The organism is Candidatus Accumulibacter meliphilus (genome assembly GCF_036625345.1).
GTDB classification, from domain to species: Bacteria; Pseudomonadota; Gammaproteobacteria; order Burkholderiales; family Rhodocyclaceae; genus Accumulibacter; species Accumulibacter meliphilus.
In genome coordinates, this window is sequence record NZ_JAZKTZ010000003.1 from 388,086 (window position 1) to 411,869 (window position 23,784).

At 63.0% G+C, this 23,784-nt stretch carries 24 protein-coding genes and 1 pseudogene; 9 read left to right on the plus strand and 16 right to left on the minus strand.

The features are described 5' to 3' along the window. Position 1: 1 nt before the first annotated feature. The 5 genes from V5B40_RS08025 to V5B40_RS08045 all read left to right on the plus strand — a co-directional run bounded on the left by V5B40_RS08025 (position 2) and on the right by V5B40_RS08045 (position 4,004). Positions 2-586: a DsbE family thiol:disulfide interchange protein gene (locus V5B40_RS08025; protein WP_332353991.1), complete on the plus strand. Its 585-nt coding sequence runs from the start codon at positions 2-4 to the stop codon at positions 584-586. After that, complete coding sequence (locus V5B40_RS08030) at positions 583-1,068, plus strand: cytochrome c-type biogenesis protein (protein ID WP_332353992.1); 486 nt, start codon at positions 583-585, stop codon at positions 1,066-1,068. The genes V5B40_RS08025 and V5B40_RS08030 overlap by 4 nt, the downstream gene beginning before the upstream one ends. Then, positions 1,065-2,282 carry a c-type cytochrome biogenesis protein CcmI gene (gene ccmI, locus V5B40_RS08035; RefSeq protein ID WP_332353993.1) on the plus strand — a complete coding sequence of 406 codons (1,218 nt, stop codon included), beginning with the start codon at positions 1,065-1,067 and terminating at the stop codon, positions 2,280-2,282. Before V5B40_RS08030 ends, ccmI begins: the two co-directional genes overlap by 4 nt. 165 nt (positions 2,283-2,447) lie before the next feature. Further along, positions 2,448-3,053 carry a NapC/NirT family cytochrome c gene (locus tag V5B40_RS08040; protein WP_332353994.1) on the plus strand — a complete coding sequence of 202 codons (606 nt, stop codon included), beginning with the start codon at positions 2,448-2,450 and terminating at the stop codon, positions 3,051-3,053. Positions 3,054-3,164: 111 nt separating this feature from the next. Beyond that, a complete protein-coding gene (locus V5B40_RS08045) occupies positions 3,165-4,004 on the plus strand; it encodes an ethylbenzene dehydrogenase-related protein (protein WP_332353995.1) in 840 nt (279 codons plus the stop codon). Between the two features lie 72 nt (positions 4,005-4,076). On the opposite strand, the gene pssA is transcribed toward V5B40_RS08045, so the two are convergent. The 5 genes and pseudogenes from pssA to V5B40_RS08070 form a co-directional block, all read right to left on the minus strand. After that, on the minus strand, positions 4,077-5,459 hold the full coding sequence (gene pssA, locus V5B40_RS08050) for a CDP-diacylglycerol--serine O-phosphatidyltransferase (protein WP_332353996.1): 1,383 nt from the start codon (positions 5,457-5,459) through the stop codon (positions 4,077-4,079). 28 nt (positions 5,460-5,487) lie between these two features. Beyond that, on the minus strand, positions 5,488-5,673 hold the full coding sequence (locus V5B40_RS08055) for a LiaI-LiaF-like domain-containing protein (RefSeq protein WP_332353997.1): 186 nt from the start codon (positions 5,671-5,673) through the stop codon (positions 5,488-5,490). 58 nt (positions 5,674-5,731) lie between these two features. After that, positions 5,732-7,172 (minus strand): annotated as a pseudogene (locus tag V5B40_RS08060) (bifunctional 2-methylcitrate dehydratase/aconitate hydratase). A 220-nt stretch (positions 7,173-7,392) separates the two neighbouring features. Beyond that, entirely contained in the window at positions 7,393-8,565 is a 1,173-nt protein-coding gene (prpC, locus tag V5B40_RS08065) for a bifunctional 2-methylcitrate synthase/citrate synthase (RefSeq protein WP_332353998.1), read from the minus strand. A gap of 136 nt (positions 8,566-8,701) precedes the next feature. Then, on the minus strand, positions 8,702-9,307 hold the full coding sequence (locus V5B40_RS08070; RefSeq protein ID WP_332353999.1) for a septal ring lytic transglycosylase RlpA family protein: 606 nt from the start codon (positions 9,305-9,307) through the stop codon (positions 8,702-8,704). A 226-nt stretch (positions 9,308-9,533) separates the two neighbouring features. Between V5B40_RS08070 and V5B40_RS08075 the strand changes: the two genes are divergently transcribed. Continuing rightward, positions 9,534-10,052 carry a YqaA family protein gene (locus V5B40_RS08075; RefSeq protein ID WP_332354000.1) on the plus strand — a complete coding sequence of 173 codons (519 nt, stop codon included), beginning with the start codon at positions 9,534-9,536 and terminating at the stop codon, positions 10,050-10,052. A gap of 33 nt (positions 10,053-10,085) precedes the next feature. Here V5B40_RS08075 and lipA read toward each other — a convergent pair whose 3' ends face one another. From lipA to V5B40_RS08100, 5 genes are all read right to left on the minus strand, one after another. Next, positions 10,086-11,075 (minus strand): lipoyl synthase, encoded by a 990-nt coding sequence (lipA, locus tag V5B40_RS08080; RefSeq protein ID WP_332354001.1) that lies wholly within the window; start codon positions 11,073-11,075, stop codon positions 10,086-10,088. Between the two features lie 2 nt (positions 11,076-11,077). Then, positions 11,078-11,632, minus strand: coding sequence for a lipoyl(octanoyl) transferase LipB (gene lipB, locus V5B40_RS08085; protein ID WP_434735852.1), 555 nt, complete (start codon positions 11,630-11,632; stop codon positions 11,078-11,080). A 155-nt stretch (positions 11,633-11,787) separates the two neighbouring features. After that, the gene (locus tag V5B40_RS08090) at positions 11,788-12,057 is read right to left on the minus strand and encodes a YbeD family protein (protein WP_332354003.1); all 270 of its coding nucleotides are present in this window, start codon (positions 12,055-12,057) and stop codon (positions 11,788-11,790) included. Continuing rightward, positions 12,050-12,925, minus strand: coding sequence for a D-amino acid aminotransferase (locus tag V5B40_RS08095; protein ID WP_332354004.1), 876 nt, complete (start codon positions 12,923-12,925; stop codon positions 12,050-12,052). The genes V5B40_RS08090 and V5B40_RS08095 overlap by 8 nt, the downstream gene beginning before the upstream one ends. Positions 12,926-12,964: 39 nt before the next feature. Next, complete coding sequence (locus V5B40_RS08100) at positions 12,965-14,098, minus strand: D-alanyl-D-alanine carboxypeptidase family protein (RefSeq protein WP_332354005.1); 1,134 nt, start codon at positions 14,096-14,098, stop codon at positions 12,965-12,967. 194 nt (positions 14,099-14,292) lie between these two features. Here V5B40_RS08100 and V5B40_RS08105 point away from each other — a divergent pair, with 194 nt between their 5' ends. Continuing rightward, positions 14,293-15,219, plus strand: coding sequence for a GAF domain-containing protein (locus tag V5B40_RS08105; RefSeq protein WP_332354006.1), 927 nt, complete (start codon positions 14,293-14,295; stop codon positions 15,217-15,219). Here the strand turns inward: V5B40_RS08105 and V5B40_RS08110 are convergent, their stop codons facing one another. Genes V5B40_RS08110 through V5B40_RS08135 form a run of 6 tightly spaced genes read right to left on the minus strand, consistent with a single transcriptional unit; the run spans position 15,220 to position 21,903 of the window. Then, positions 15,220-16,293: a septal ring lytic transglycosylase RlpA family protein gene (locus tag V5B40_RS08110; protein WP_332354007.1), complete on the minus strand. Its 1,074-nt coding sequence runs from the start codon at positions 16,291-16,293 to the stop codon at positions 15,220-15,222. A 17-nt stretch (positions 16,294-16,310) separates the two neighbouring features. After that, positions 16,311-17,414, minus strand: a complete 1,104-nt coding sequence (gene rodA / locus V5B40_RS08115; protein WP_332354008.1) for a rod shape-determining protein RodA — start codon at positions 17,412-17,414, stop codon at positions 16,311-16,313. A 3-nt stretch (positions 17,415-17,417) separates the two neighbouring features. Further along, positions 17,418-19,313: a penicillin-binding protein 2 gene (gene mrdA / locus V5B40_RS08120; RefSeq protein WP_332354009.1), complete on the minus strand. Its 1,896-nt coding sequence runs from the start codon at positions 19,311-19,313 to the stop codon at positions 17,418-17,420. Positions 19,314-19,351: 38 nt separating this feature from the next. Further along, positions 19,352-19,873, minus strand: a complete 522-nt coding sequence (gene mreD, locus V5B40_RS08125) for a rod shape-determining protein MreD (protein WP_332354010.1) — start codon at positions 19,871-19,873, stop codon at positions 19,352-19,354. A 5-nt stretch (positions 19,874-19,878) separates the two neighbouring features. Continuing rightward, a complete protein-coding gene (gene mreC / locus V5B40_RS08130; protein ID WP_332354011.1) occupies positions 19,879-20,811 on the minus strand; it encodes a rod shape-determining protein MreC in 933 nt (310 codons plus the stop codon). Between the two features lie 48 nt (positions 20,812-20,859). Next, complete coding sequence (locus V5B40_RS08135) at positions 20,860-21,903, minus strand: rod shape-determining protein (RefSeq protein WP_291996852.1); 1,044 nt, start codon at positions 21,901-21,903, stop codon at positions 20,860-20,862. Between the two features lie 101 nt (positions 21,904-22,004). Between V5B40_RS08135 and gatC the strand changes: the two genes are divergently transcribed. Together gatC and gatA are read left to right on the plus strand one after the other, a co-directional pair. Beyond that, positions 22,005-22,301 carry an Asp-tRNA(Asn)/Glu-tRNA(Gln) amidotransferase subunit GatC gene (gene gatC, locus V5B40_RS08140; protein WP_332354013.1) on the plus strand — a complete coding sequence of 99 codons (297 nt, stop codon included), beginning with the start codon at positions 22,005-22,007 and terminating at the stop codon, positions 22,299-22,301. Continuing rightward, positions 22,298-23,767, plus strand: a complete 1,470-nt coding sequence (gene gatA / locus V5B40_RS08145; RefSeq protein WP_332354014.1) for an Asp-tRNA(Asn)/Glu-tRNA(Gln) amidotransferase subunit GatA — start codon at positions 22,298-22,300, stop codon at positions 23,765-23,767. Before gatC ends, gatA begins: the two co-directional genes overlap by 4 nt. Positions 23,768-23,784: the final 17 nt, after the last annotated feature.

Genomic DNA, 23,784 nt, shown 5'->3' on the forward strand with positions numbered 1-23,784 from the left:
CATGAACCGCTTTCTCTGGCCGCTGGTCGGCTTCATCGTTCTCGTCGTCCTGCTCGGCGTCGGGCTGACCCTCAACCCCCGCGACGTGCCTTCGCCGCTGGTCGGCAAGCCGGCACCGGCCTTCTCACTGCCGCGGCTGCACGCGCCGGAAGAGCAGTTCTCGCCCCGGGACATGCTCGGCAAGGTCTGGCTGCTGAACGTCTGGGCATCGTGGTGTGTGTCGTGCCGACAGGAGCATCCGCTGCTCGTCGAGCTGGCGAAACGTCATAGTGCGCCGCTGGTCGGACTGAACTACAAGGAAGTCCGCGGCGATGCGGCGATCGACATCGACAAGGTGGCGCCTGACAGTGAGAAAGGCATGGTCATCGAACGTGCCGGGGCCTGGCTCTCCGCCCATGGTGATCCCTACACCCTGTCGGTGCTCGACATCGACGGCCGCGTCGGCATCGACTACGGCGTCTACGGCGTGCCCGAAACCTACGTCATCGACAAGGCCGGCATCATCCGCATGAAGCACACCGGACCGATCACGCCCGACGCACTGTCAAGCACGATTCTGCCGCTGATCGCGGAGCTCTCGAAATGAGGCAACTGGTGATTGCGCTGCTGTTGGCGCTGCTCGGCGGCAGCTTTAACGCGGTCTACGCTGGCGAAGCGCAGCCGCTCGCCGAGAATCCGGCGACCGAGAAGCGGCTGATCGCGATTTCCACGGAGCTGCGCTGCCTGGTCTGCCAGAACGAATCGCTGGCCGGCTCACACGCCGAACTGGCCAACGACCTGCGCCGCGAGATCCGCACGCTGATCGATGCCGGCAAGAGCGACGACGAAATCATGGAGTTCATGGTCAGCCGCTACGGTGACTTCGTCCGCTACCGGCCGCCACTCAAAGGAACGACGCTATTGCTGTGGTTTGGGCCGGGCGTGCTCTTGGTCCTTGGCTTCGCGGCGCTGCTGCGTTACCTGCGCCGCCGTGACCGGGCCATCACCGACGCGCCACTAAGCGCCGCAGAGCACCACCAGGCCGAGGCGCTGCTGCGCGACAACGACTCCCGTCAAGGACGTTCATGACCAGTTTCATTCTTTTCGCGGCGCTGCTTGTCGTCGCCGTTATTGCCCTTCTGTTGCCGCCGCTGCTGCGCGCGCCGAAGCCGTCGCCAGGAGCTGACCACCGCGAAGCCAATCTGGCCATTTTCCGCGACCAGCTCGCCGAACTCGAGCGCGAGCGCGCCAACGGCGCGCTTGATTTAGCCGATTTCGAGCAGGCACAGAACGAGTTGCAGCGTCGCCTGCTCGACGAAGTTCAGCCAAGGGCAAGCGCACCGAGCGAGACCCGCCCGGGCCGCAAGACCGCCCTGGCCTTGCTCGTCGTCCTGCCGCTGGCCGCGGCAGGCGGCTACGCCTTACTGGGCAATCAACAAGCACTCGACCCGCTGCAACGACAGGCGCGGATCACGCCACAACAGATCGAGGGCATGGTTGCGGGGCTGGTCGAAAAGCTCAAGGAGAACCCCGACGACAGCAAAGGCTGGCTGATGCTGGCGCGGTCCTACAAGGTCCTGGAGCGTTTTCCCCAGGCAGTCGAAGCCTATGGCCGGGCTAGTGCGCTGGTCGACCAGAATCCGGAACTGCTCGCCGATTATGCCGAGGTCCTCAGCCGCAGCCAGGGTGGCAACCTGCAGGGCAAACCGACCGAGCTGGTCGAACGCGCGCTGAAGATCGACCCCAACGAACCGCAGGCCTTGCTGCTGGCCGGCGCCGCCGCCAGCGACCGACAGCAGTTCGCCCTTGCCGCCGACTACTGGGCACGCTTGTTGGCACAAATCGAACCCGGCTCGGAAGAGTCCAAGGCACTCGCAGCAGCCGTCGAACGGGCGCGCCAGCTCGCCACGCAGCCTGCCTCGGCTGAACCGGCCGGCCAGGCCAGCGTGGCCAGCGGCAGCGCTGCAGTCAGCGGCGAAGTGACGCTGAGCGGCGAGGTCGCCGGCCAGGCCCGCCCGGACGACGTGCTCTTCGTCTTCGCACGCGCCGAAGAAGGTCCGCGCATGCCGCTCGCCGCGACACGAGCCCGCGTGGGCGACCTGCCGCTGCGCTTCCGCTTCGACGACTCGATGGCCCTTGCCGGCGGCAAGAAACTCTCCGATTTCAAGACCGTCAGCATCGAGGCACGGGTGGCCAAGGCGGGCAAGGCGCAGAGCTCGAGCGGCGACCTGTTCGGCACCCTCACCGGCGTCAAACCCGGCAGCCAGGGCCTGCGTCTGCTGATCGATCAGGTTCAACCCTGAGGCTGAAACCGTCACTGCGGATGCCAACAAGCCTCCGGGCGATGACAATTCCCGGTTTGTTAACCTAGATCAAACCGCCGGCGCGCCCTCCTCCGCTAGACTCTGCGCTGCCTCGGCGCTGGCCAGCAGGCGTTTCGCAGCAAAGTCTAAGGGGAGGGAAGTATCGTGTCAGATAACAGCTCAGGATTCTGGGCAAAACTCAAACGGCCAAGCATCAAGTACTCGCTACTGACGCTGCTGACGGTCGGCTTCGTTTCCGGCGTTTTCTTCTGGGGTGGTTTCAACACCGCCATGGAAGCCACCAACACGCTCGAGTTCTGCATCGGCTGTCACGAGATGAAAGACAACGTCTATCAGGAATACAAGAAGACCATCCACTACAGCAACCGTACCGGTGTGCGCGCTTACTGCTCCGACTGCCACGTTCCCAAGGACTGGACGCACAAGATGATACGCAAGATCCAGGCCAGCCGCGAACTCTATGGTAAGGTCATGGGAACCATCGATACTCCGGAGAAGTTCGAAGCCAAACGTCTCCAACTGGCGACCAACGAGTGGGCGCGCATGAAAGCCAGCGACTCGCGCGAGTGCCGTAACTGCCACTCGTTCACAGCGATGGACATCGAAAAGCAGAAGGCACGCGCGTCCAAGATGCACAAAATCGGCCAGGACGACAAGCAGACCTGCATCGACTGCCACAAGGGCATCGCGCACAGCAAGCCGAAGAACATGCCGGAAGACGAAGAAGAGGAAGGGGACGCCACCTTCTAGTCGCGGCAACCGAAGCAAGCTACAGTCGACCTTATCTGCCAACCGGGCAGGCGGGAATCCTCTGCCTGCCTTGCGCAGTGATAACCGTATCAATCCTGAATGGAGTGTGAAATGAAAAAAACCACCGTTTCCTTGGCCCTGTTCGGTGCCTTGCTGGCTTTCGGTTCGCAGCTGGCGCAAGCGGCTGCACCCGATTGGAGCAAGGTTCCCAGCCGTACCGTTCAGGTTTTCCACGCCGGCGTGACGCCGGTCGAATGGGTGATGAAAAAGTCGGACCACAGCGGGCGCACCGGCATCAACAAGGGCGAAAGCTGTGTCGGTTGCCATGAAGAAAAAGGCGGCCTCAACTTCGACATGAAGCGCCTGGCGAGCAAGGAACTCGAACCCAAGGGCGCGCCGAAGACGATGAGTTTCCCGGTCACCATCCAGTCGGCGTATGACAAGGAAAACGCCTATGTACGGGTAAGCTTCAAGGCACCGGCCGGCGCTTTCGACCCCGTCGACAAGGAAAATGAAGTCAAGGTGGCGGTCATGTTCGCCAACGCCGAGGTTCCCAAGGGCGACCAGGTCGGTTGCTGGGCAACCTGTCACGGTGACGCGCGCACGATGCCCGAAGGTGACGACAAGAAAACCAAGTACACCCGGACCGGCGCCTATGAGTTGATGCAGTGGAAAAGCGCCCCGGGCGCCAAAGCTGTCGATGGCTCGGTGAGCGACAGCCGCAAGATGGAAGGCGGCACCGCCAACGTGCAGGTCGAAGGCGGCAAGTCCGGCGACACCTACACGGTGACTTTCACCCGCAAGCTGTCGGGTGCTCTGGCCGAAGGCAAGGCCGTACCCTTCGGCGTCGCAGTCCACGCCGACCATGCCACCGGTCGTTTCCATCACGTCTCCATGGGCTACACCATGGGCTTCGGTGTCGATGCCGACGTGAAGTCCGCCAAGCAGTAAGCGATCCAAAGGTTGTACGAAAAGCAGGGCTGCGGCCCTGTTTTTTTTCGCCACGGTACCACGACGAATCGATCAGAGGAGTTGATTCACCAGGTGATCGGTACGCGTACGAGCCAGGCGCTTGAGCAGGCGCTGGACCGGCGGCGGGTAGCTATCCACGCTGTCGAGCGCACGGTGGTGATCCAGGCGCTGCGCGTGCGCCAGGATGCGCTCGAGCTCCGCTTCATGCTGCTCGCGCAGGCAGCGCTGCGGGTCGTGAATCAGCAGCCCGTTCTCGAGGTCAAGACGCCACGCGCGCGGATTGATGTTGCTGCCGGTGAGCAGTGCGTAGTCGTCGTCGACCAGCATTCCCTTCACGTGAAAGCTGTGCCCGTCGTGACGCCAGAGGTACAGGTCGAGACGACCCTGATCGACTGCCTTCTGGTGCGTCTTGCAGAAGCGACGCAGGTTGGCCTCATAGAGGTAGGGTAGCGCGCCGATCGTCGAGAAGGGGTCGCCAAGCGGAATGTAGTAGTCGTTGGCCGTCTTGTCGCCGACGATGATGGTCACCTGGCAGCGCTGCCTGATCTTTTCGTCGATCGCCCGACGGACCGAGCGCGGGAGATTGAAATACGGCGTAAACAGCACCAGACGGCGCTCGGCACGTTCGATCAACTGCAGCACCACCGCATTCAGCGCGTTGCCCCGCGTGCCCAGGCCAAGCAAGGGCGTAATGCCGACCTGGCCGGCGCCGATCGGCGTGAAAACAGGCGCCGAAGCAGGAGCGGCAGCGATGAGGTAGCTGCTGTGCGCAAGAGTTCGCCGCAAATTGCCAATTGCGCGGTGCAGCGACGAGGTCTTTGGCCTGTGCGCGGCGTCCAGCGCGCACACGGCCGGATCCGGCCGCAGCACTTCAATCATCAGTCCGGCGAGCCTGTCGGCGACTTGGCGACTGTCGATCAGATGATAGCGATCCAGCCGATAACGCTGGTGGCGATGCAGGTAGATGTCGTTGATACTGGCACCGCTGTAAAGAACAGTGTCGTCGATGACGAAACCCTTCAGGTGCATCACCCCCATCAGCTCGCGCTTTTGCACCGGTACGCCGTAGATCGGCACGCCCGGCCCGAGGCGACCAGCCATTTCCGTATACAGAGCGGCGTTGCCGGCACTCCGTGCCTTGCCGATCAGGCCGCGCTGGGCGCGGTGCCAATCGACGAAGATCGCGATCTGCAGCGCCGACCGTGCGGCCTTGGCGGCATATAGGGCCGCAAGCACCTCCCGGCCCGCGTCATCGTCCTGGAGATACAGCGTGCTGATCAGAATTCGCTCACGAGCAGCAGCAATCAGGGCCAGTAGCTTCTCGCGAAACTCTTCCGGGCCAGAGCAGAGTGAGCACGCGCTGCGCCACGACCGGAATGCAGGGCAAGGCTGCCAGCGCGGGCGGGCGCGGGCTTCGGCGGCGCCAGCGGCCAAGCAGGGCGGCGATCACCGAGCGCCCCGCCTAATCACGTTTTCTCCGCTGCTCGGTGCCGGGCGCCAGAAACATTCCGATGCCCAGAATGATCAGCAGCAAAGGCCACCAGGTACGCAGCAACTGCCCCAGATCGACGTCGAACAGGCCCAGGTTGCTGGCCAGAGCCAGTCCGCCAATCACGATCAGCGCGATGGCGGCGAAATTTCCTCTCATCTTCCCTTCCTCCCAGGTGCGTACGCGGCCAATGCCTGCCGACGGCGCGGCGAAAGCTTCACGGCACATAGCGATCCACGTAATCGTTCACCGCCAGCGTCCCCAGACCGCGTACGTCGAGCGACGACTCGAGGATGACGCCTGCTGCTCGGCTGTATATTGGCGTGCCAGATGCTTCCTGAACTTCTCGAGCAGCACCGGAATACCTTCCGCGCGCCGACGGCGGTGGCCCAGCGGGTATTCGCAGAGCAGCTCTTCTGTCGGCTGCCGTCGGCGAAAAAGACCTGTAGCGCGTTGGCAATCGAACGCTTCTCGGGATTCAGGTAGTCCGCCGAGAAGCGCAGGTCTTCGACGACCTCGATTTTTGCGCGCAAGGCGTCGATGCGCGGGTCTGCCGCGGCTTCGTCTTCGTAAGCGTCAGCGCTGAGTCCGCCGTTGATGAGGGCATAAGCGACCATGTACTGCAGGCAATGATCGCGATCCGCAGGATTATGCAGCGCCCCTTTCTTGTCGATGATGCGCAGCGCCGATTCGTGCGTGCGAATGACGACCTTGTCGATGCCGGCGAGCGCTTCCAGCACCTGCGGGTGCAAATCCACCGCACATTCGACCGCCGTCTGGGCGTGAAACTCGGCGGGAAAACTGATCTTGAAGAGGACGTTCTCGATCACGTAGCTGCCGTACGGTCGTGGCACACGCAAGGCTTGCCCCTTGAACAGCGCCTCCTGGAAACCCCAGGTCCTGGCCGTCAGCGCACTCGGATAACCCATTTCACCCTTCACCGAAAACAAGGCCAGCATGACCCCACGCGCGGTCGCATCGCCGGCGGCCCAGGACTTGCGCGAACCGGTGTTCGGTGCGTGCCGATAGGTGCGCAGCGGCTGACCATCGACGAAAGCCTGCGAGACGGCGTTGATGATCTGCGCTCGCCCGCCACCCAGCAGCCAGGTGCATACCGCCGTAGTGGCCACCTTGACCAGCAGCACGTGATCCAGGCCGACGCGATTGAAGCTGTTCTCCAGCGCCAGCACGCCCTGAATCTCGTAAGCCTTGATCATTGCTTCGAGCACCTGGCGCATCTGCAGCGGCGCCTGGCCGCTGGCAAGACGAGTCCGCGACAACCAGTCGGCAGTGGCCAGAATGCCGCCGAGGTTGTCCGAGGGATGGCCCCATTCGGCCGCCAGCCAGGTATCGTTAAAGTCCAGCCAGCGGATCATCGTGCCGATGTTGAAGGCCGCCTGAATCGGGTCAAGCTGGAACGAGGTACCCGGGACGCGTGCGCCATGCGGGACCATCGTGCCGGGGACGACTGGTCCGAGCAGCTTGCTGCAAGCAGGATAGGCGAGCGCTTCGAGTCCGCAGCCGAGGGCATCGATCAGACAGTAGCGGGCGGTATTGAAGGCGCTAGCGGACTCGATCTTGTAGTCCAGGACGTAGTCGGCGATAGCGACCAGTAGCGGGTCCGGATCGGGGCGGCTATCTGGAATTCGTGACGACATCTTGCTTCTCCTGGTGCCATGCCGGACTATCCCGACGAACGGTCATGACAGTCGAGATACCCCGGATGATGAAAGTCATGACCGTCCCCCTCTTCTCCCGGCCCTTCTCCCGCAGGGGGAGAAGGGAGGTTCGTGAGTCGCATAGGCGACTTTCACATTAACGACGAAACAGCGACTGCTGGAGCCTTTCCGGCCGCTGGCAGATGCACGCGACAAGACTCTATTTCCGTTCTGCCAGGGGAACAAATTCCTGCACCTCCGGCCCGACGTACTCCGCCGACGGACGAATCAGCTTGCCGTCGATGCGTTGCTCGATGATGTGTGCTGCCCAGCCACTGGTCCGCGCCATCACGAACAGCGGCGTGAACATCGGCGTCGGCACCGCCAACATGTGGTAAACAACCCCCGAGAACCAATCGACATTGGGGAACATCCGTTTCTGCTCCCACATCACCTGCTCGATGCCACTGGCGATGTCGAACAGCGTCTGATTGTCGCCATCGCTGCACAGTTGCTGCGCGACGGCACGGATCACCTTGTGGCGCGGGTCGGCGATGGTGTACAAGGGGTGACCGAAGCCAATGATGATTTCCCGCCTGGCCAGCCGGCTGCAGATGTCGCTCTCGGCGTGCTGCGGATCGTTGTAGCGGCTCTGAATCTCGAACGCGGCTTCGTTGGCGCCGCCGTGTCGAGGCCCACTGAGCGCCCCGATGGCGCCGCTGACCGCGGCGTAGAGGTCGGCGCCGGTGCCGGCGATGGTTCTCGCGGTGAAGGTCGAGGCGTTGAACTCGTGCTCGGCATAAAGCACCAGCGACTTGTCGAGGCTGCTGGCGTGCAGCGCCGAGGGCGCCTTGCCGCAGAGCAGGTGCAGAAAGTGGGCCGCGATCGAGTCGTCGTCGGTCTCCGTTTCGATGCGCCGGCCATTATGCGACCAGTGATACCAGTACAGCAGCATCGACCCGAAACTGGCAATCAGACGGTCGGCGATCTCGCGCGCGCCACCGGGGTTGTGATCCTGCGCCTCGGGCAGAATGGTACCCAGCGCCGAGCAGCCGCTGCGCAGCACATCAGTCGGGTGCGCCGACGCCGGCAGGTTTTCGAGCACCGGTCGCAGCCGCACCGGCAGCCCGCGCAAGGTCTTCAGTTTCTTGCGGTACTGGTTGAGCTGGTTCAGACTCGGCAAGCGCCCGTAGAGCAACAGATAGGCCACTTCTTCGAAAGTGGCGTGCTCGGCCAGGGCGATGACATCGTAGCCGCGGTAGTGGAGATCGTTGCCGTTGCGGCCGACCGAACAGATCGCCGTGTTGCCGGCCACCACGCCCGACAGCGCGACCGACTTTTTGCCTTTGGGCACTTCGCTCTCGGGCACTTGGTTCTTGAGCACTTCGTTCATCGCCCCTCCTCTGGTCAGCAAGCCGGCACGCTGCCGACGAGTATTCCCGCGCTTGGCACTCGCGGTCAAGTGCCGCTACGCGCAAGCGACTCCAGCGCTTGACGGTGGCCGGCATGCGCCCGCCCACTCGCAGATCTCAGTCCCCGAAGTTGTCCGACTCCTGGCCCCCGGCAAGCTGGGCGTCAGCAGCGCTGTCCGACCGCAGACCTTCTGCGGCGGGCAGGCGTGGCGGTGGCAGGAAGGCCAGGGTGCAAGCGCGTTCGTGCCCCAGCAAGGGTTTTGGCAGCGGAACGATTTCCACATCGGTGACCCCCACTTCGACCATTCCCAGGAACTCGGCCGCGGCCCGCGACAGGTCGATGACACGGCCGCGATGGCCCATGCGGTCGTTGATCCTGACCACCACGCAGGAGGCGGAAAAAGGGCGGCGAACGGCAACCAGCGTACCGAGCGGGAAGCGATTGCTGGCCGCCGACAGGTTCTCGTGATGAAAGGCCTTGCCAGAGGCGGTCTTGCGGCCGGTAAATCGTTTCCCGTAGAAACTCGCCCGACCGGCCAGGATTGACGGCTTTTCCGGCCACTCACCACTCATCTTGAGGACCGTCGATGATTCGCCCAGGGCCAGTCCCGAAAACGCGGCGAAGGTCAAGGCCAGGGCGAGCAGCCCGAACAGCCGCTTCACCGAACGCTGACCCTGGCCAGCGCCAGCAGCACTGGCTGCCGCCTGCCAGCTAGCGGCCAAGGGTAGCCGACGCCAAAACCTGCGCAGCGATCGGCAGAGCGCTTACAATCCCAACTTTGTGCAAAACGGCGCATGAAAACTCCCTCCCCGGTGGCATCCACTGACCAGCAATGGCGCGAACGCGTAAGGATAGCCTGCTCGCGGGCGCCCGCACAAGCCGCACAGTGATCGCCGCGGCCGCCGGCGGGCAAGCAACCGAAAAGCGGCATTACCCTGAAATGCGCAAATGAAAACTCATCTGCTTCCCGACCGCTTGCGCACGCTGCTGATGCGCAGCGTCGGCTATCGCCACTATTCGCTGGTCGTTGCGACCATCGCTTTTGTGACCACGATCACCTTCAGCTTCCCCTTCGTCGCCGTACTGATCCCGGCCGTGCTCCTGGCACCCCGGCGCTGGCGCACACTCGGCCTGCTCTGCGGCCTGGCCAGCGGCTGTGGAGCCGCCGTGCTGGTCGAGATCTTCCAGTACCTGGGCGGGGAATTCATTGCTGCCCGCTACCCTGAACTGGTGAGCATGGACGTCTGGCAGCGGGCCAGCGGATGGCTGCAAGACTGGGGCCTGCTGGCAGTCCTGATCATCGCCGGCTCACCGATGCCACAAACCCCGGCGCTGCTCTTCTGCGCACTGGCCGACGTCTCGTCGCTGGGGATTCTGGCCGCGGTGGCCATCGGCAAGACCGCCAAGTATCTGTTCATGGCCTGGGCCACAGCCCACTACCCGACGCGCTTCATGCGCTACAACTAGCGACCAACTGACCGCTGAGCGGCAGACCCGCGCTCAGGCGACGCCAGCGCTTTCCGCCTGCACGTCCGCCCAGTAGCTCGAACGCACCATCGGCCCGCAGGCGGCACCGGTAAAGCCCATCGCCAGTGCCTGCTGCTCGTACATCTTGAAGACATCCGGATGCACGTAGCGGGCGACCGGCAGGTGATGGCTGGATGGCGCCAGGTATTGACCGATGGTGAGCATTTCGACATCGTTGGCACGCAGGTCGCGCAGCACGTCGAGAATCTCATCGTCGGTTTCGCCGAGGCCGACCATCAGTCCCGATTTGGTCGGAATCTGCGGGTAGCGCGCCTTGAAGCCTTTCATGAAGGCCAGCGAGTGCGCGTAATCGGCGCCCGGGCGCGCCTGCCGGTAGAGCCGCGGCACGGTTTCCATGTTGTGGTTGAGGACGTCAGGCAAGGACTTGCCGAGCACCTCGAGCGCGATCTCCATACGCCCGCGGAAATCGGGAACCAGGGTTTCGATGGTCGTCGTCGGCGAGCTGCGACGCACGGCGCTGATCACGTCGACGAAGTGCTGCGCGCCGCCGTCGCGCAGGTCGTCGCGATCGACGCTGGTGATCACCACGTAGCGCAACTGCAAGCGGGCAACGCTATCGGCCAGATGCGCCGGCTCATCGACATCCGGTGGCAGCGGCTTGCCATGGCCGACGTCGCAGAACGGACAGCGGCGTGTACAGACATCGCCAAGAATCATGAAGGTCGCCGTGCCGCGGCCGAAGCATTCGCCGATATTCGGGCAAGCCGCCTCTTCGCAAACGGTGTGCAGCTTCTGCTCGCGCAGCATTTTCTTGATCTCGCCAAAGCGACCCGTTGCATTCCCGGCCTTGACACGAATCCAGTCCGGCTTGCGCTGCGGCGCCTGCGCAACGATCTTGATCGGAATGCGCGCCGTCTTCAGCTCGCCCCGCTCCTTGACGCCGGCGACCCGGGCGGCCGGCTTGCCTGCGCCGCTCGCCTGGTCCTGATCGTGATTGCTCATCGTTACCTGCACTCCAGTTGTACTGCCAGATGGTCAGCCAGTGCCGTCGCCGCTTGCGACGGGGTCAGCGAAATGCCGAGGTCCCGGGTCTGGGTGACCGCCAGACCCGGGTAGCCGCAAGGATTGATCGCCGTAAAAGGCGACAGATCCATGTCCACGTTCAGGCTGAGGCCGTGATAGCTATGGCTCCTTCGCACGCGCAAACCAAGCGCCGCAACTTTGGCCGCGCCGACATAGACTCCCGGCGCGCCAGCGTGCCTTTCGGCCAGCACCCCGTGCGCGGCGAGAAGGTCGATCACCGCCTGCTCGATGGCGCCGACCAGTTCGCGAACTTTCAGCCGCCGCCGACTCAGGTCGAGCAGCACGTAAATCACCACCTGGCCAGGACCGTGATAGGTAATCTGGCCGCCGCGATCGCTCTTCACCAGCGGGATGCCGAGATCGCTCAGCAAGTGCTCGGCTCGGCCGGCCTGACCGAGAGTGAATACCGGCGGGTGCTCGCAGCACCACAGTTCGTCGGCGGTCTCGTCGCTGCGCGCGGCGGTGAAGTCGATCATCGCCTGCCAGGTCTGCTGGTAGTCGACGCGCCCGAGATTACGAACCAACAACGAGGGCTGCCCAGCGCTGCCCGGCAAGGCATCGCCCTCGCCGACGCGAACTTCCGCATCTACCGCATCTAGCGCACACGACGCAAGGCGTCGCACTTCGTCGCTCATAGGACGATCTTGACTAGCGGATGGCTGCTTAGTTCCCGGTACAGGGTGTCGAGCTGGACGCGACTGGTGGCGTTGATGGTGCAGGTCAGGCTGACGTACTTGCCGCCACTCGAAGCGCGCATGCACATCGTCGCGGCGTCGAAATCCGGCGCGTGCCGCAGCACGACCGCGAGCACTTCCTGGGCCAGGGCGCTGTCGGCCAGGCCCATGATCTTGAGCGGAAAAGCGCAGGGGAAGTCGAACAGGCTGTCGCGTTCTTCAGACATCGCCGCGACCACCGCGTTCACCCTCGCGCGCGACGCGCTCGCGGTAGGCGCTGTACCAGGCCTGCATCCTGCGTACGGCCGGACCGGGCTTGCCGGTGCCGACCGGGAGACCGTCGAGACGGGTGATCGGCAGGACTTCTCGGGTCGAGGAGCTCAACCACAGTTCATCGGCGACGCGCAATTCGGCGTCGGCAATGTCGCGAAGCTGGCATGGCATGGCATGGGCTGCCGCCAGTTCGAGAACCAGATCGTAGGTAATGCCGGCGAGCATGCGCTGGTCCCTCTGCGGCGCCAGCAGCACGCCGTCCTTGACCACAAAAATGTTCGACGTTGCCCCTTCGCTGAGGATGCCATCGCGCAGCAGGATCGTTTCGGCGGCACCGACATCGATCGCCTGCTGACGCAGGAGCACGTTGGGGAGCAGCGAGACGGTTTTCAGATTGCAACGCAGCCAGCGGTTGTCGACCGCACTGAGAACGGCAATGCCGTTCTCGCGTTGCGCAGTCAACACCGGCAAGGCCGTCGAGAAGATGAAGACCGTCGCCGGCAGGTCTTTCGGAAAGCTCTGCTCGCGCTTGCTGTCGGCACCACGCGTCACCTGCAGGTACAAGGACTGATCGTCGAATTCGCTGGCGCTGATCACCCTTTGCAGACGTTCCTGCCACTCGCCGACGCTATGCGGATTGGCCAGCGCAATACCGTCCAGAGTGCGCTGCAGCCGCGCCAGGTGTTGCTCGAGCCGGAACGCCCGCCGGGCATAGACCGGGATCACTTCGTAGGCGCCGTCGCCGAACAGGAAGCCGCGATCAAGCGGCGAAATCCTGGCCTCATCAAGTGGCAGGAATTGCCCGTTGAGATACGCCGTCATCGGCCGTTTCCCTTCATCACTTCAGGCGCGCTGCCTAGCCTAGTTGAACCACATGCGCACAGTGTCCACCATCCGGCCAACGATTCCCGCGAGGGGCACCGCTTCGAGTGCGACAACCGGGTAGTCGCCGTAGGGCTTGCCATCGACGCTGACTTTCAGCGTCGCCAGCGTCTGCCCCATGCTCACCGGCGCCAGCAAAGGCTGTTGGGAAACCAGCTCGGTCTGGATCTTCGGACCAAAGCCCTTCGGCACAACGATCACCAGGTCCTCGGTAAAGCCCATATTGACCGTGGCTTCCGTGCCTTTCCAGACTTTCAGGTTGGAGACCGGGGCGTTCTTGGCATACAACTGCACACCGTCATAGAACTGAAAACCGTAGTTGAGCAGCTTGAGCGACTCCTGGATGCGTACGTTGGGAGACGACGCGCCGAGGACCACCGACACCAGGCGACGCGGACCGCGTTTCGCCGACGACACCAGACAGTAGCCCGCGGCGACGGTGTATCCGGTCTTCAGACCGTCGACGGTTGGGTCGATCCACAGCAAACGGTTGCGATTCGGCTGCGTGATGTTGTTATAGGTATATTCCTTCATGGAGTAGTACTTGGCGTACTCCTCGGGGAAATCGCGAATCAGGGCGGCGGCCAAAGTTGCCAGGTCGCGGGCCGTGGTGTAGTGATCGGGGTCGGGCAAGCCGTTCGAGTTGCGGAAATGAGAACCCTTCATGCCCAGTCGCTGCGCTTCGCGATTCATCATCTGTGCGAAGTTTTCTTCGTCGCCGGCAATGGCCTCCGACAAGGCGACGCAGGCGTCATTTCCTGACTGAACGATCATGCCCTTGATCAGATCCTCGACTTTGACCTCGCTACCGACCTGGATGAACATCCTGGAACCGCCTGTCTTCCACGCCTTGCGCGAAATGAGCACCTCCTGGTCGAGCTTGAGCGTTCCCTGCTTGAGTGCCGAGAAAGTGAGATACGCGGTCATCAATTTGGTCAGCGATGCCGGCTCGAGGCGCTCATCGGGCGCCTGGGCGGCGAGTTCCTGGCCTGACGACATGTCGACCAACAGCCATGACTTGGCGGCCACGGCTGGCGGCGTCGGCAGCGCTTGCGCAAAGGCCAGGACGGGGAGACAAAGCAGAGCAGAAAACAGGGATCGTAGCTTGAGCATGACGAGACTCACGGCAAAAGGGCGGATTATAGCAAGCCCTCTGCCACCGCCCTGCATGCTTTTTGTGAGCAGTGCGCAGCGGAAGATGCCGCCTTCCGTGATTTAACGCACGCGCGCGCCCGCTTCCCGGCAAGTACGATAAGGGTTGTTTCCTGGCACCCCTACCGACTCGAAAGTGGCTTTCTCTGGACCAAATGTTGCCACCATCCCGACCTCTCGCAAACTCTCTCGACCTGCAAGGCGCTTTCGCGCAGCTGTCGCGAGGCAACTTTTCCAGCGCCAACCTGGACAACTGCTTGCGACAACTCACTGCGGCGACGGGACGCATACTCAACATCGAACGCGTCAGCCTGTGGGGGCTGACCAGCCAACCGGAAAGTCTCGAGTGCATTGATCTCTATGAGCTTTCACGCAACCGCCACAGCCTTGGGGTAACGCTGCAGGCGCTTCGCTACCCCGAGTATTTCCGGGCGCTGGAGCGGGGCGAGCCAATCGTTGCCGATGATGCGATGAAGCATCCCAGCACCCAGGCATTCGCCGAGGACTACCTGCTGATGAACGGGATCAGCGCGCTGATCAACTCGCCAATTCACGTCAACGGAGAACTGCAGGGCGTACTGAGTATCGAGCGCGTCGGACCACACTCGGCATGGACTTCGGTAGAGCGCCTGTTCGCGCACGCGGTGGCCAACCTGGTCAGCCTGGCGCTGGTTCAGCACCAGATGCTGCTAATGGAGGAGGATCTGCGCGATGCAAACAGCCTGCGACTGGCGCTGTTTGCCGGGGCTCGCGACGCGATTCTGATTTCCGATGCCAGTACCGGGCACATTCTCGACGCCAACCCGCAGGCCGAGAAATTGTTCGGACGACAGCTGCAGCAACTGCTCGGCCTTCTGCAAAGCGAATTGCATGCCGCCAGCGACGGCCTGGACCCAAGCCAGCTGCTCACGCCGGCTCAGGGCAGCCGCGCCGCAGTGGTGCGCAGCACGGTGGTCAACCGCGACGGCAAGATCATCCCGGTGGAGATCATCGGACACGAAATACAGCTCGAAAAAGGCCGCAAGATCGTGCAGGGCGTTTTCCGTCCCCTGACGGTGCTCGAAGACCCGACCGAGAGCTGATCAGCGCGTCACGAAGGTCGGCCTGTAACCCAGCGCCAGACGAATGCGTTCGGCGACCTTCTCGGCATCGCCGCGGCTTTGATACGGCCCCATGCGCACGCGGTGCATGCCCCCACCGGCGTTGATCTGGATTCCCTCGTTGAGCCAGTCCAGCTCGCGCAGCAAATGCACGCGCAGACTCTCGGCGTTTTCAGCACTGGCGAAAGCACCCAGCTGCAGGAAGACGCCGGACAGCGCCACTGGCATGGCCGGCAGCGCTGCTGCAGGGAACGAGAGCGGCGCCGGCGGCTCTGCTACAGGCACCGGTAACGGTATTGCTGCCTCTGCCGGCGGCGGCGATGCCACCACTACGGCCTCCGCGCCCATGTTCGCCGCCAGCCGTTCAATCTCGTCGTGCTCGCCGGAGAGCAGCGCTTGCCGCGGCCGCGGCGCCGGCATCACCTGCGCATAATTCATGCTCGTCGCGCCATCCGGCACGATCGAATCGACCTGCACCAGAGTGCTGCCGTTGTCCACATAACCCAGGCGGTAAGCGGCTGCGTACGAGAGGTCGATGACTCGGTCGGCATGGAAGGGGCCGCGATCGATGACCCGCACGACCACCGACTTGCCATTGCCGACGTTTGTCACCCGGACATAGGAAGGAATCGCCAGGGTCGGATGCGCGGCCGTCATCGCGAACATGTCGTAGCGCTCGCCGATCGACGTTTTCTGGCCATGAAACTTCTTCCCGTACCAGCTGGCAATGCCGCGTTGCTGGTGTGCTTCGAGGCTGGTTTTCGGCTGGTAGGCTTTGCCGAGTACGACATACGGCCGGTTGGCAAAACGATGCAATGGCTCCAGGATGGGCTGCGCGTCCGGAATGTCGTCAAGATTGTCGGGGATTTCGTCGCCGGGGCCATCGTCCTTGTAGTAGCCGCCGCCCCGCTTCTGTACCACGCCCGACTTGCGGGCCACCTTGCTGCGCTCGACCGTGGCATCGGAGGAACGCGAAGGCGAACCGCCACAAGCGGTGAGCAGAAGCGGCAGGGCCAACAGCGCGAGCACTGCGCAGCCCCCCCGAACAGCCAACAAGTCCGTCCTTCCTCGCCTCATGGCCTGACCAGCATCCTGTGCGTGTTAATGCTCATCAGCATACCAATACCGACCGACAGCGTCACCAGTGCCGTACCCCCGTAACTCATGAACGGCAAGGGAACGCCGACCACCGGCAAGATGCCGCTGACCATGCCCATATTGACGAAGACATAGGTGAAGAAGCTCAGGGTCACCGAACCAGCCAGCACTCGCCCGAAAAGAGTCGATGCTTTGCCGGCAATCAGCAGCCCGCGGCCAATCAGCAACAGGTAGAGGAGCAGCAGGATGCTGTTGCCGAGCAGGCCGCGCTCCTCGGAAAAGACGGCCAGGATGAAGTCCGTGTGGCGCTCGGGAATGAACTCCAGGTGGGTCTGCGTGCCCTCCAGCCACCCCTTGCCGAGCTTGCCACCCGAACCGATGGCGATGGTCGACTGGATGATGTGGTAGCCCGAGCCGAGCGGATCAGTCGTCGGATCGATCAGGGTAAGGATGCGCTTTCGCTGGTAGTCATGCAGCATGGTCCACACGAACGGTGCTGCAGCGCCGGCGACCGCCAGCAGGCCGACAATCACCCGCCATGACAAACCGGCGAAAAAGATCACGTAGAAGCCGGCTGCGCCGACGAGAATCGCGGTTCCCAGATCCGGCTGCTTGGCGATCAGCGCGAAAGGCACCAACAGAAGCAGGCTGGCGACGATGTAGTGGCGGAACTTGAGCACCGCTTCGTGCTTGTGGAAGTACCAGGCGAGCATCAGGGGCACCGCGATCTTCAGCAGTTCCGCCGGCTGGATGCGGGTAAAGCCCAGCGACAACCAGCGCCGTGCGCCATTGACCTTGATCCCGAAAAAGAACACCAGAATCAGGAGAACGACACCGACCAGATACAGCGGCACACCGAAACGCATCAGCTTCTGAGGTGGCAGCTGCGCCACCGCCCACATTGCACACAGCCCGATCGCCATGTTCAGCAGCTGTGGCAGGAGGTGGCTATTGGCGTCATAGGTCGCGCTATAGACGGTGGTCAGTCCGGCAGCCATCAGCAGCAGGGTAATCAGCAGCAGTGGCGTGTCGACGTGCGCGACCAGGCCTCGCCAGGCACGCGCCAGGAACTCCTGCATCAGCTAGTCCTCCTTGACATCGTCTTCCTCAGCGGCACCCTTGGGGAGTTTTCCCAGCAGATAGTAATCGATCACCATGCGCGCGATCGGCGCCGCGGACTGGGCACCGAAGCCGCCATTTTCGACGATCACGGCCAAGGCGATCTTCGGCTCCTCGGCGGGTGCAAAGGCGATGAACAGGGCGTGGTCACGCAGCTCCTTCTTCACCGCCGACTCCTTGTAGGTACTACCTTTCAGACTGTACACCTGGGCCGTACCGGTCTTGCCTCCCGAGGTGTAGCCGGCGCCGGCGAAGGCGCGGGCACCGGTTCCCTGGGTGTTGACGCCAACCATCGCGTTCTTGATCGTCTCGACATGCTTCGGCTTCCACGGCAGCCGGCGCAGCGGCTCCGGCTCGATCATCGTTTTTTCGCCGCTGCGGCTGTCGGTGATGTATTTGACGAGATGGGGGCGGTACATGACGCCCTTGTTGGCGACCGTCGCTGTCGCCTGCGCCAGCTGAATCGGCGTGTAGGAATTGTAACCCTGGCCGATGCCGATCGAGACGGTCTCGCCGGCATACCATTTCTGCTGCTCCGGCCGCCGGAAGCGGCGCTTCTTCCACTCCGGGGACGGCAACACGCCTTCCGATTCGCCGTCGATGTCCACGCCGGTGCGCTGACCGAATCCCAACTGGCCCATGAAGCCGGCAATGGCGTCGATCCCCATGTCGGTAGCCAGCTGGTAGTAGTAGGTGTCGCAGGAATGAACGATCGACTTGTACATGTCCACCGTGCCGTGCCCGCCAACTTTGTCGTCCCGGAAATGGTGACCACCGAAGTTGAAATAGCCGGGATCGGAAATGGTCTGGCCGGCAGTGCGCCTTCCCGTTTCGAGTGCCGCCAGGGCCATGAACGGCTTGTACGTCGAACCCGGCGGATAGGTGCCATTCAGGGCGCGGTTGAGCATCGGCCTGTCGCGCGATTTGTTGAGCACATCCCAGTCTTCGGTGCGAATACCGTCGATGAACAGGTTCGGGTCGAAAGTGGGGCTGGAGACCAGCGCCAGAATACCGCCAGTCGAGGGCTCGATGGCCACCAGCGCACCGCGGCGATCACCAAATGCTTTTTCGGCGATTTCCTGCAATTTGACGTCCAGGGTCAGGGTCAGGTGGTTGCCCTGCACCGGCGGCGTACGCGACAGACTGCGAATGGCTCGGCCGCCAGCGTCGATTTCGACCTGCTCATAGCCGGTCTCGCCGTGCAAGGCGAATTCGTAGTGGTGTTCGAGGCCGGTCTTGCCGATATGGTCGGTACCCTTGTAGTTCGCTGCCTGCTCGCTCTCGGCGATTTTTTCGAGATCGCGCTTGTTGATGCGATTGATGTAGCCGATGGCGTGCGAGGCGACCGATCCCTGGGGATACTGACGAAACAGGCGCGCCTTGACTTCGACCCCCGGAAAGAGATAGCGATTGGCAGCAAAGCGCGCGACTTCCTCCTCGGTCAGGCGCGTACGAATGGGCAGGCTTTCGAAGCCCTTGCCCTCCTCCAGCAGCTTGCGAAAGCGCCGCTTGTCCTTGCCTTCGATGTCAATCACTTTGCTCAGGCCATCGATCGTTGCTTCCAGATCCTCGACCTTGGACGGCGTGATTTCCAGCGTGAAGGCCGAGTAATTGCGTGCCAGGACGATGCCGGCGCGATCGGCGATGACCCCCCGGTTGGGGACGATCGGCACCACCGAAATGCGGTTGTCCTCGGCGCGGGTGCTGTAGTAATCGTGCTGGAGCACCTGCAGATAGTAAAAACGGGCGCCCAACAGGGACAAGGCCGCCAGCACCGCGACCGCCGCCAGCACGACCCGAAAATGAAAGCGGGAAAGCTCCCGATCCGAGGCATGCAGTGACGATTGACTAGCTAGCACGGCACACTCCGCAGCGGCCGCAAAGCGGCCGCAGCCTTTCACAGCGGTCGATTGTCATCACGGTCAACCGGCTGGTGCTGCGGCAGCAGCAGGATCAGCGTCAGCAGCGGCCACAGAAAAGTGGCCAGAAAAGGCCCGAGAAAGTAGCCCATCCCCGGCAGCTCGGCGCCGACCACTGCCCACACCGCGAACGGCACCAACTGTGCCAGCAGGAGCAGCGGAAAAACCTGCAGGGCCTGCTGCCCGAGCGGAAACCAGAGAATTCGTCTCGACAGCGCCGAGCCGCCGTAGGCAGCGAGGACATAGGCCAGTGCATGCTGTCCGAGCAAGCTGGCATCGGCAACGTCCATCGCCAGGCCGAGCAGAAAAGCCAGTCCCATACCGACCATGCGGGGTTCGCGAACGCTCCAGAAAACGATGACCAGCGCCAGCCAATCCGGCACCCCCGGCCAAACAGACGTCGGCAGGAAGTTGAGCAGCAGCGCCAGCAACAGGCTGAAGCCAATGAACCACGGGCGCACGGGCAGCAGAATACGTGACGAGGAGTAGCTGGTCTGCATCGCGTTCAGTCCTTTTTCGGGCTCTTCTTTTTCGCCCGCGCGCTTCTCGTCGAAGTTTTGCTATCCTTGCTGGCGACTTCCTCGGCCAGTTCCTCCGGCAAGGCCACCGGCGGACGCGGATCGAGCACGATCACTTCGCTGAAATGCTCGGCAGCGGCCACGGGGGCACAGCGGATCTGGGCAAAGGTGTAGGTGGTATCACTTTCGATGTGCACCACCTTGGCCACCGGAAAACCTGGCGGAAAGATCCCGTCCAGCCCCGAGGTCACCAGCAGATCGCCGTTCTGAATGTCGGCATTGAGCGGCATGAAACGCATTTCGAGCTCGCCGTTGCCGAGCCCGAAAGCAACCGAGCGCATGCCGGTACGCACGACCTGCACCGGCACCGCCTGCTCCTTGTCGGTAATCAGGGTGACTTCGGCGACGAAGGGGAACACCCGCGTCACCTGCCCGACAATGCCAATATCGTCAATCACCGGTTGCCCGGCGATCACCCTGTCCTGCTGGCCCTTATCGACGATCACCCGGCGCGCGTAAGGATCGCGTGCCGAATAGAGGATCTGCGCGACCTGACCACTGACCTGCTGCCGTTCCTTGACCCCCAGCAGTTTTCGCAAACGCTCGTTCTCGGCCTCGACGTGCAGACTGCGCTGCAGCGTCGCCGCCTGTTCCAGGCGAGCGCGCTGCAACTGCGCGCTCTCACTCTGCAAGCTCGCGGCGCTGGCAAAATAGCTGCTCGCATTGTCCAGAAACTGCGCGGGCAGATGCGCCAGATTCTGCACCGGGTGAGTGAACATCGACAGCGCCTGGCGCACTACCTCGAGCGTCTGCAAGCGAGCATCGACGACCAGCAGCGCCATCGACAATAAGACATAGAACGAGAGCAGCGCGACCGGGGCCGGCCCGCGTTTGAAAAAAGGCGGTGGCTGTTGGTCCATCAATCGATCATCGCGGCCGGCAAGCAACGGCGCTCAGGCCGCTGCACCTCAATCGGAAGCGAAAATGCTGCCGAGATTGTCCATCTTCTCGAGCGCCATACCGCAACCCCTGGCCACGCAGGTCAGCGGTTCCTCGGCAACAATCACCGGCAGGCCCGTCTCCTCCATCAACAAGCGATCGAGGTCGCGCAGCAAGGCACCGCCCCCGGTGAGCACCATGCCCTTGTCGGCAATGTCGGCGCCGAGTTCGGGCGGCGTCTTCTCAAGCGCTGACTTGACCGCCGAGACGACGCTGTTCAGCGGTTCGGTAAGCGCTTCGAGGATTTCATTCGAGGAAATGGTGAACTTGCGCGGGATACCTTCCGCCTTGTTGATTCCGGAGACCTCCATCTCGCGCACTTCGGCACCAGGGAAAGCCGAACCGATGCGCTTTTTGATGTTTTCCGCAGTGTTTTCGCCGATCAGCATGCCGTAGTTGCGGCTGATGTAGTTCATGATTGCTTCGTCGAGCTTGTCGCCGCCGACACGAACCGAACCGGCGTAGACCATGCCGCCGAGCGAGATGACGCCCACTTCGGTGGTCCCGCCGCCGATATCGACGACCATCGAACCGGTCGGCTCGGAAACCGGCAAGCCGGCGCCGATCGCTGCCGCCATCGGTTCCTCGATGAGAAAGACCTGACTGGCACCGGCACCGATGGCCGACTCGCGGATGGCGCGGCGCTCGACCTGCGTCGACCCCGACGGCACGCAAATGATGATCCGCGGCGAAGGTGAGAGCAGTCTTGAGTCATGCACTTTTTTGATGAACTGCTTGAGCATCTGCTCGGTCACCGTAAAGTCGGCGATCACCCCATCCTTCATCGGCCGAATGACGGTAATCGCACCAGGCGCCTTGCCAAGCATTTCCTTGGCAGCCTTGCCGACGGCTTGAATGGTTTTTTTGGAGCTCGGCCCGCCTTCGGTCCTGATGGCGACCACCGACGGCTCGTCGAGAACGATCCCTTTCGAGCGAACATAGATCAGCGTGTTGGCCGTACCTAGGTCGATGGCGAGATCGTTGGAAAAATAACTGCGCAGAAAACTGAACATGCTGGCGAAATCCGTGATGGCCCCGCAGGGGCTGCGGTGGGAAAAACTTTTATGATACCTTATAAGGCTACCTCGTTTGACACCTTAGTGATTTCCAAACCATGTCGCTCACCTTAGAACAGGTCCACCGCGTTGCCCACCTTGCCCGCATTGAAATCAGCGACGGCGAGGCGCAGGGCACGCTCGGCCAGCTCAACGAAATTTTTTCCCTGATCGAAGAGATGCAGGCAGTCGACACGCAAGGCGTCGAGCCAATGGCGCACGCTCAGGATGTCGCACAGCGCCTGCGCGCAGACCGCGTCACCGAGTCGGGCCAGAGCGCTCAACGCAAGGCTTTCCAGGAGGTCGCGCCGGAAACCGAGGCCGGCCTGTATCTGGTGCCGAAAGTCATCGAATGATCACCGACAGCCTGCAGGCGCTCGCCAGGGCGCTGGCCACGAAAGAAGTTTCCAGCGTCGAGCTGACTCGCCAGTACCTTGATCGCATCGCGCGCCGCAACCCGCAGCTCAACGCTTTCATCAGCATCGACGAAGCCACCAGTCTGGCCCAGGCAGGCGCAGCCGACGAGCGCCTGGCGAAAGGCGAAGGTGGCCCACTGACCGGCATCCCGATCGCCCACAAGGACATTTTCTGTGCCCAGGGCTGGCTGACGACCTGCGCATCGAAAATGCTGAGCAACTTTGTCAGTCCCTACGACGCGGCGGTCATCGCGCGCTTCAAGGCGGCCGGCGCGGTGCTGCTCGGCAAGACCAACATGGACGAGTTCGCCATGGGTTCGTCGAATGAAACTTCGTTCTACGGAGCGGTGAAAAACCCCTGGGATGCCACTCGCGTTCCCGGCGGCTCTTCCGGAGGCTCGGCCGCCGCCGTCGCCGCGGGCCTGGCAGCGGCGGCCACCGGCACCGACACCGGCGGCTCGATCCGCCAGCCGGCGGCGCTGTGCAACCTGACCGGGATGAAGCCGACCTATGGCGTCGTTTCGCGCTACGGCATGATCGCCTTCGCCTCATCGCTCGACCAGGCCGGTCCGCTGGCTCACTCGGCCGCCGACTGCGCGCTCCTGCTCAACACCATGGCCGGCTTCGACGAGCGCGATTCGACCAGCGTCGAACGACCGCGCGAAGACTACGGCAGGGAGCTCACTGCCGACGCGGGCTCCCGACCCCTGGCCGGTTTGAAAATCGGCCTGCCAGCAGAATTTTTTGACGATGGCTGTAGTCCGGAAGTCATGCACCTGGTCGAAGCGGCGATTGCCGAGTATCGCCAGCTGGGCGCCGAAACGGTCGCTGTCAGTCTGCCCAGCATGCAGCTTTCGGTGGCCGCGTATTACGTGATCGCACCGGCCGAAGCCAGCTCGAACCTGGCACGCTTCGACGGCGTGCGCTACGGTTACCGGGCTCCCGAGTACCAGGACCTCAACGAGATGTACAGCAAGAGCCGCGCGCAAGGCTTCGGCGCCGAGGTCAAACGGCGCATCCTGATCGGCACCTACGTTCTCTCGCACGGCTACTACGACGCCTACTATCTGCAGGCCCAGCGCATTCGCCGCCTGATCGCCAAGGACTTCGCCAAAGCTTTCCAGCAATGCGACGTCATCCTCGGGCCGACCAGCCCGAGCACCGCTTTCAAGCTCGGCGAGAAAGCGGCTGACCCGGTGCAGATGTATCTCTCGGACATTTACACCATTGCCGTCAACCTGGCCGGCCTGCCGGCCCTTTCCATCCCCTGCGGCTTCGCCGACGGCCTGCCGGCGGGCTTGCAGCTGATCGGCGACTATTTCACCGAAAGCCGGCTGCTCAATGTCGCCCACCGCTATCAGCAGGTAAGCGACTGGCACCTGCAGCGGCCGGCCGGCTTTTCCTGAAGCGCCAGTGAGAGTGG

Excerpts from the sequence above, each read along its gene's own strand:
- V5B40_RS08025 (WP_332353991.1), top strand. The coding sequence starts at position 2 with ATGAACCGCTTTCTCTGGCCGCTGGTCGGCTTCATCGTTCTCGTCGTC.
- V5B40_RS08030 (WP_332353992.1), top strand. The coding sequence starts at position 583 with ATGAGGCAACTGGTGATTGCGCTGCTGTTGGCGCTGCTCGGCGGCAGC.
- ccmI (WP_332353993.1), top strand. The coding sequence starts at position 1,065 with ATGACCAGTTTCATTCTTTTCGCGGCGCTGCTTGTCGTCGCCGTTATT.
- V5B40_RS08045 (WP_332353995.1), top strand. The coding sequence starts at position 3,165 with ATGAAAAAAACCACCGTTTCCTTGGCCCTGTTCGGTGCCTTGCTGGCT.
- V5B40_RS08055 (WP_332353997.1), bottom strand. The coding sequence starts at position 5,673 with ATGAGAGGAAATTTCGCCGCCATCGCGCTGATCGTGATTGGCGGACTG.
- prpC (WP_332353998.1), bottom strand. The coding sequence starts at position 8,565 with ATGAACGAAGTGCTCAAGAACCAAGTGCCCGAGAGCGAAGTGCCCAAA.
- V5B40_RS08075 (WP_332354000.1), top strand. The coding sequence starts at position 9,534 with ATGAAAACTCATCTGCTTCCCGACCGCTTGCGCACGCTGCTGATGCGC.
- lipA (WP_332354001.1), bottom strand. The coding sequence starts at position 11,075 with ATGAGCAATCACGATCAGGACCAGGCGAGCGGCGCAGGCAAGCCGGCC.
- lipB (WP_434735852.1), bottom strand. The coding sequence starts at position 11,632 with ATGATCGACTTCACCGCCGCGCGCAGCGACGAGACCGCCGACGAACTG.
- V5B40_RS08090 (WP_332354003.1), bottom strand. The coding sequence starts at position 12,057 with ATGTCTGAAGAACGCGACAGCCTGTTCGACTTCCCCTGCGCTTTTCCG.
- V5B40_RS08095 (WP_332354004.1), bottom strand. The coding sequence starts at position 12,925 with ATGACGGCGTATCTCAACGGGCAATTCCTGCCACTTGATGAGGCCAGG.
- V5B40_RS08100 (WP_332354005.1), bottom strand. The coding sequence starts at position 14,098 with ATGCTCAAGCTACGATCCCTGTTTTCTGCTCTGCTTTGTCTCCCCGTC.
- V5B40_RS08105 (WP_332354006.1), top strand. The coding sequence starts at position 14,293 with ATGTTGCCACCATCCCGACCTCTCGCAAACTCTCTCGACCTGCAAGGC.
- rodA (WP_332354008.1), bottom strand. The coding sequence starts at position 17,414 with ATGCAGGAGTTCCTGGCGCGTGCCTGGCGAGGCCTGGTCGCGCACGTC.
- mreD (WP_332354010.1), bottom strand. The coding sequence starts at position 19,873 with ATGCAGACCAGCTACTCCTCGTCACGTATTCTGCTGCCCGTGCGCCCG.
- mreC (WP_332354011.1), bottom strand. The coding sequence starts at position 20,811 with ATGGACCAACAGCCACCGCCTTTTTTCAAACGCGGGCCGGCCCCGGTC.
- V5B40_RS08135 (WP_291996852.1), bottom strand. The coding sequence starts at position 21,903 with ATGTTCAGTTTTCTGCGCAGTTATTTTTCCAACGATCTCGCCATCGAC.
- gatC (WP_332354013.1), top strand. The coding sequence starts at position 22,005 with ATGTCGCTCACCTTAGAACAGGTCCACCGCGTTGCCCACCTTGCCCGC.
- gatA (WP_332354014.1), top strand. The coding sequence starts at position 22,298 with ATGATCACCGACAGCCTGCAGGCGCTCGCCAGGGCGCTGGCCACGAAA.